Origin of the sequence: Mesorhizobium sp. M7A.F.Ca.AU.002.02.1.1 (assembly GCF_003998535.1) — a bacterium.
GTDB classification, from domain to species: Bacteria; Pseudomonadota; Alphaproteobacteria; order Rhizobiales; family Rhizobiaceae; genus Mesorhizobium; species Mesorhizobium ciceri.
Map to the genome: position 1 here is coordinate 1 of NZ_RZPB01000351.1, position 6196 is coordinate 6196.

The following is a 6196-nucleotide window of genomic DNA, read 5'->3' on the forward strand; positions in this document are numbered from 1 at the left end:
GTGTCAAGGACGGTTTCGAGAAGAAGCTCGAGATCACCGGCGTCGGCTATCGCGCGGCACTTCAGGGCAAGAACCTGCAGCTGGCGCTTGGCTTCAGCCATGACGTCGTCTATGAGACGCCGCAGGGCATCACCATCACCGTGCCGAAGCCGACTGAAATCACTGTGGCCGGCATCGACAAGCAGCAGGTCGGCCAGGTTGCGGCCGAGATCCGCGAGTATCGTGGTCCCGAGCCTTACAAGGGCAAGGGCGTCCGCTACGCCGGCGAGAAGATCGTCCGCAAGGAAGGCAAGAAGAAGTAGTAGGCCTGGCCTCGAGAAGTTGAAGACTTTTCGGAAAGGGCCAAGCCAAGAGTGTAACGCCGCGGGGAGCGGTCGCGGGAGGCGCTTTCGCCTACCGCATATGGCGGCCCCCGTTTTTTGAAGGCAAGGAAGACCATCATGGGTACCAAGGAATCCACGCAGCGCCGCGCGCAGCGCGTCCGTCGTCAGATCAAGAAGGTCGCCGGCGAGCGTCCGCGTCTGTCGGTTCACCGCACGTCGAAGAACATCTATGTGCAGGTCATCGACGACGCCAAGGGCCACACCATCGCCGCCGCTTCGACGCTCGAGAAGGACTTCAAGGGTTCGCTCAAGACCGGCGCCGACACCGCTGCCGCCACCGCGATCGGCAAGCTGATCGCCGAGCGCGCCACCAAGGCCGGCGTCAAGGAAGTCGTCTTCGACCGCGGCGCTTACATCTATCACGGCCGCGTCAAGGCGCTCGCCGAGGCTGCCCGCGAAGGTGGCTTGAGCTTCTAAGCATGATCCCGAAAAGTTGCAGACTTTTCGGATAAAGATTATGCGAAGGAAATGATTTCGCCCCCGGTGACCGTTTCCCGATTTAATCGGGGCGAGGCACCGGATCTTATCAGCAACCGTGCTTCCGGAAAAAAACAAGGAACAGGATATGGCACAGGAACGTAGGGATGGCGGCCGCGGCCGCGATCGTGAAGAACGCGATGACGGCATGGTGGACAAGCTCGTCCACATCAACCGCGTCGCCAAGGTCGTCAAGGGCGGCCGTCGCTTCGGTTTTGCAGCACTCGTCGTCGTCGGCGACCAGAAGGGCCGCGTCGGCTTTGGTCACGGCAAGGCGCGCGAAGTGCCGGAAGCTATCCGCAAGGCAACTGAATCGGCCAAGCGCGACATGATTTTCGTGCCGCTGCGCTCGGGCCGTACGCTGCATCACGACGTCGAAGGACGCTGGGGTGCTGGACGCGTGCTGCTGCGCGCCGCCAAGCAAGGTACCGGCATCATCGCCGGTGGCCCGATGCGCGCTGTCTTCGAGACGCTCGGCATGCATGACGTGGTCGCCAAGTCGATGGGTTCGTCGAACCCCTACAACATGGTTCGCGCCACCTTCGACGCGCTGAAGAGCCAGATGCATCCCAAGGATGTGGCTGCTGCTCGCGGCATCAAGTATTCGACCCTTCAGGCCCGCCGCGGCACCGCCGTTGCGGCTGAAGAATAGTCGATCTGACCAGGGATTTTGACCATGGCCAAGAAAGCAACCAAGACCATCACCGTTGAGCAGATCGGTTCGCCGATCCGCCGTCCGAAGGAACAGCGCGCGACGCTGGTCGGCCTCGGCCTCAACAAGATGCACAAGCAGCGCACGCTGGAAGATACGCCCTCCGTGCGCGGCATGATCGCTGCCGTCCAGCATCTCGTCCGCGTCGTGGACGAGGGCTGAGCCAGAGCGCAGGAGAAGTCAGATGAAACTCAACGATCTGCGTGACAAGGACGGCGCGACGCACTCCAAGAAGCGTCTCGGCCGTGGTATCGGCTCCGGCTCCGGCAAGACCGGCGGTCGCGGCGTCAAGGGCCAGAAGGCGCGCTCCGGCGTCGCCATCAACGGCTTCGAGGGTGGCCAGATGCCGCTCTACCGGCGCCTGCCGAAGCGTGGCTTCAACAACATCTTCGCCAAGAGCTTCACCGTCGTGTCGCTGGCCCGCATCCAGGTGGCCATCGACGCCAAGAAGCTCGACGCCAAGGCAACCGTGACGGCTGAATCGCTGGTTGCCGCCGGCGTCATCCGCCGCGTCAAGGACGGCGTGCGCATCCTCTCGGATGGCGAGATCAAGGCGAAGCTCGCCTTTGACGTCGCCGGCGCCTCCAAGGCCGCGATCGAGAAGATCGAAAAGGCCGGCGGTTCGGTCAAGCTGCCGCAGGAAAAAGCAGCTGCCGAGTAACGGCAATTTGAAGCGCGATCGGCAGGAGTGGGATCCGTTTTTGCTCACGATTTCGCTTTGATCTGCTCAACGAGGCGGCCGCGTCAACGCGGCCGCTTGCATGTTTAGAGCCCGGAGCTTATCTCGTGAGCTTCGGTGAAACGCGCCGCCTGACCTCAGGGCCATCAAGCGTTACCAAGCGGAGAATCAGGCATGGCTTCGGCTGCTGAACAATTAGCCTCGAATCTGAATTTCTCGGCCTTCGCCAAGGCGGAGGATTTGAAGAAGCGCATCTGGTTCACGATCGGCGCGCTGCTGGTTTATCGCCTCGGCACCTACATCCCGCTTCCCGGTATCAATCCCGACGCCTTCGCCCAGGCCTTCTCTTCGCAGAGCAAGGGCGTGCTCGGCATGTTCAACATGTTCGCCGGCGGCGCCGTGCAGCGCATGGCGATCTTTGCGCTCGGCATCATGCCTTACATCTCCGCCTCCATCATCATGCAGCTGATGACCTCGGTCATCCCGTCATTGGAAGCGCTGAAGAAGGAAGGCGAACAGGGCCGCAAGGTCATTAACCAGTACACGCGCTACGGCACCGTGCTGCTTGCGCTGGTTCAGGCCTATGGCATTTCGGTCGGTCTGGAAGGCGGCAACGGCATCGTCAGTGACCCCGGCATGTTCTTCCGCATCTCGACCGTCGTCACGCTGGTCGGCGGCACCATGTTCCTGATGTGGCTGGGCGAGCAGATCACCGCCCGCGGCATCGGCAACGGTATTTCGCTGATCATCTTCTCCGGCATCGTCGCCGGCCTGCCGCACGCCATCTCCGGCACGCTGGAGCTTGGCCGCACCGGCGCGCTGTCGACCGGCCTGATCCTGGCGATCATCGTGCTGGCTATCGTCGTCATTGCGCTCATCGTGTTCTTCGAGCGCGCCCAGCGCCGCTTGCTGATCCAGTATCCAAAGCGCCAGGTCGGCAACCGGATGTTCCAGGGCGATACCTCGCACCTGCCGCTGAAGCTCAACACGTCGGGCGTCATTCCGCCGATCTTTGCCTCGTCGCTGCTTTTGCTGCCGGCCACCGTCGCCGGCTTCTCGCAGACGACGAACCTGCCGGCGTGGGCAAGCACCGTGCTCGCCTCGCTCGGCCACGGCCAGCCGCTCTACATGCTGTTTTATGCGGCGATGATCGTGTTCTTCGCCTTCTTCTACACCGCGATTGTCTTCAACCCGAAGGACACCGCCGACCAGCTCAAGAAGCATTCGGGCTTCATCCCGGGCTATCGTCCGGGCGAGCGCACCGCCGATTATATCGATTACGTTCTCACCCGCATCACCGTCGTCGGCGCCATCTATCTGGTGCTGGTGTGCCTGCTGCCGGAGTTCCTGATCTCGGCGACTGGCGTACCGTTCTACCTTGGTGGCACATCGCTTCTGATCGTGGTCAGTGTCACGCTCGATACGGTTGCGCAGATTCAGGGTCACCTGATCGCGCACCAGTATGAAGGCCTGATCAAGAAGTCGAAGCTGCGCGGGGGGAAGAAAGCCAGATGAGGTTGATATTGCTTGGGCCGCCAGGAGCGGGCAAGGGGACGCAAGCACAAAGACTGGTAGAAAAACACGGCATACCCCAGCTCTCGACGGGCGACATGCTGCGTGCTGCCGTCCAGGCAGGCACCGAGGTTGGCAAGCGCGCCAAGGCGGTGATGGATGCCGGTGAACTGGTGTCCGACGCGATCGTCAACGCGATCGTCGCTGAGCGTATCGATCAGCCCGACTGCGCCAAGGGGTTCATCCTCGACGGCTATCCGCGGACCCTGGTGCAGGCGGATGCGGTCGAGCAGATGCTGTCGGATCGCTCGCAGGGGCTCGACGCCGTCATTGAACTCGTGGTCGACGACAAGGCCCTGGTTGGCCGGATCGTCAAACGCGCCGACGAGGCGCAGGCCGCCGGCCTTCCCGTTCGCAAGGACGACAATCCGACCGTGTTCGAAGAGCGCCTGAGGGAATACTACAAGAAGACGTCGCCGCTGATTGGCTACTACTATGCCAAGGGCAAGCTCCGCAGTGTCGATGGCATGGCCGATATCGACGCCGTGACGGAACAGATCGAAGCGGTGCTCAAGGACGCGGTGCGGGGAAATTAACGATTGCACTTGACGGAGGCGGTTCGCTGCGGTATGGCGGCCCGTCTTCCTATCAGGCATGAGCTTTGCTTGTCCGCAAGGGCAAGGCAGCCGCATTGAACTGGAAACTCCCGCATGGGCCGGCCTCCACCGGACGCGGGGCAACTTAAGACAGCGCCGAGCCTACCTTGTTTTTGAGGATTGGCCGGCCCACATGGAGAAGGGAAGAACATGGCTCGTATAGCCGGCGTCAACATTCCGACCAACAAGCGCGTTGTCATTGCGCTTCAGTACATTCACGGCATTGGCAAGCGGTTCGCCCAGGAGATCGTCGACAAGGTCGGCATCCCGGCCGAGCGCCGCGTCAACCAGCTGACCGACGCGGAAGTGCTGCAGATCCGCGAGACCATCGACCGCGATTACCAGGTTGAAGGCGACCTGCGCCGCGAAGTCTCGATGAACATCAAGCGGCTCATGGACCTCGGCTGCTACCGCGGCCTGCGTCACCGCCGCTCGCTGCCGGTCCGCGGCCAGCGCACGCATACCAATGCGCGCACCCGCAAGGGCCCGGCCAAGTCGATCGCCGGCAAGAAGAAGTAATTTTTTTAGGGGAATAAGGGAGTAGGGGAGTAAGGCAGTAGGGAATGCCCGCCAGTCGGGTCGCGTTTTTCCCTACTCCCTTGCTGCCCTATTCCCCTACTCCCTTACGAAGGTGGAGCCGCTGGCATTACGGCGGTGTAGAGATCAACTGAAAGGACTATCATGGCCAAGGAAGCCGCTCGTGTTCGCCGTCGCGAACGCAAGAATATCTCGTCGGGCGTTGCCCACGTCAATTCGACCTTCAACAACACGATGATCACCATCACCGATGCGCAGGGCAATTCGATTGCCTGGTCGTCTGCCGGTGCTCAGGGCTTCAAGGGTTCGCGCAAGTCGACCCCGTTCGCTGCCCAGATGGCTGCCGAGGATGTTGCCAAGAAGGCCCAGGAACACGGCATGCGCATGCTCGAAGTCGAGGTCTGCGGACCCGGCTCCGGTCGTGAATCGGCACTGCGCGCCCTGCAGGCGGCCGGCTTCACCATCACCTCGATCCGTGATGTGACGCCGATCCCGCACAATGGCTGCCGCCCGCGCAAGAAGCGTCGCGTCTAAGCATTTACCGAACGCCGCGCGAGCGCCCTTGGGCGCTCCTCCGCGGCATTCCAGGTCGCCCGCCACGATTGGATGGTGGCGGGTCAACGGAAGGAAAGCATCATGATCCAGAAAAATTGGCAGGAACTGATCAAGCCGAACAAGATCGAGTTCTCGTCGAAGAAGAAGACGCTGACCACGCTGGTCGCCGAGCCTCTCGAGCGTGGCTTTGGCCTGACGCTGGGCAACGCGCTGCGCCGCGTGCTTCTGTCTTCGCTGCGCGGTGCGGCTGTTACCGCCGTGCAGATCGACGGCGTTCTACATGAATTCTCGTCCATCGCCGGTGTGCGCGAGGACGTGACCGACATCGTCTTGAATATCAAGGAAATCGCCATCCGCATGGAAGGCGATGGTCCCAAGCGCATGGTCGTTCGCAAGCAGGGACCGGGTGCGGTTCTTGCCGGCGACATCCAGACGGTTGGCGACGTCGAGATCCTCAACCCCGACCACGTCATCTGCACGCTGGACGAAGGCGCTGAAATCCGCATGGAATTCACCGTCGACACCGGCAAGGGTTACGTGCCGGCCGACCGCAACCGCGCCGAAGACGCGCCGATCGGCCTCATCCCGGTCGACAGCCTTTATTCGCCGGTCAAGAAGGTCTCCTACAAGGTCGAGAACACCCGCGAGGGCCAGGTTCTCGACTATGACAAGCTGACCATGACGA

General features: G+C 62.0%; 10 protein-coding genes. All 10 read left to right on the forward strand.

Annotated elements, in window-relative coordinates:
* On the forward strand, nt 1–302 hold a 302-nt coding region (rplF, locus tag EN879_RS20635; RefSeq protein WP_127274213.1), incomplete at its 5' end, for a 50S ribosomal protein L6.
* Nucleotides 303–440: 138 nt separating this feature from the next.
* Nucleotides 441–800, forward strand: a complete 360-nt coding sequence (rplR, locus tag EN879_RS20640; RefSeq protein ID WP_013531433.1) for a 50S ribosomal protein L18 — start codon at nt 441–443, stop codon at nt 798–800.
* A 148-nt stretch (nt 801–948) separates the two neighbouring features.
* A complete protein-coding gene (rpsE, locus tag EN879_RS20645; RefSeq protein ID WP_006333394.1) occupies nt 949–1512 on the forward strand; it encodes a 30S ribosomal protein S5 in 564 nt (187 codons plus the stop codon).
* Between the two features lie 24 nt (nt 1513–1536).
* Entirely contained in the window at nt 1537–1734 is a 198-nt protein-coding gene (rpmD, locus tag EN879_RS20650; RefSeq protein WP_006205449.1) for a 50S ribosomal protein L30, read from the forward strand.
* A 22-nt stretch (nt 1735–1756) separates the two neighbouring features.
* Nucleotides 1757–2233: a 50S ribosomal protein L15 gene (rplO, locus tag EN879_RS20655; protein WP_013531434.1), complete on the forward strand. Its 477-nt coding sequence runs from the start codon at nt 1757–1759 to the stop codon at nt 2231–2233.
* A gap of 192 nt (nt 2234–2425) precedes the next feature.
* Entirely contained in the window at nt 2426–3766 is a 1341-nt protein-coding gene (gene secY, locus EN879_RS20660; protein ID WP_013531435.1) for a preprotein translocase subunit SecY, read from the forward strand.
* Nucleotides 3763–4359: an adenylate kinase gene (locus EN879_RS20665; RefSeq protein WP_013531436.1), complete on the forward strand. Its 597-nt coding sequence runs from the start codon at nt 3763–3765 to the stop codon at nt 4357–4359. The genes secY and EN879_RS20665 overlap by 4 nt, the downstream gene beginning before the upstream one ends.
* A gap of 210 nt (nt 4360–4569) precedes the next feature.
* A complete protein-coding gene (gene rpsM, locus EN879_RS20670; RefSeq protein WP_013531437.1) occupies nt 4570–4938 on the forward strand; it encodes a 30S ribosomal protein S13 in 369 nt (122 codons plus the stop codon).
* A 162-nt stretch (nt 4939–5100) separates the two neighbouring features.
* On the forward strand, nt 5101–5490 hold the full coding sequence (gene rpsK / locus EN879_RS20675) for a 30S ribosomal protein S11 (RefSeq protein ID WP_006205444.1): 390 nt from the start codon (nt 5101–5103) through the stop codon (nt 5488–5490).
* Nucleotides 5491–5592: 102 nt separating this feature from the next.
* Nucleotides 5593–6196: DNA-directed RNA polymerase subunit alpha (locus EN879_RS20680; protein ID WP_127274214.1), on the forward strand; the 604-nt coding region annotated here is incomplete at its 3' end.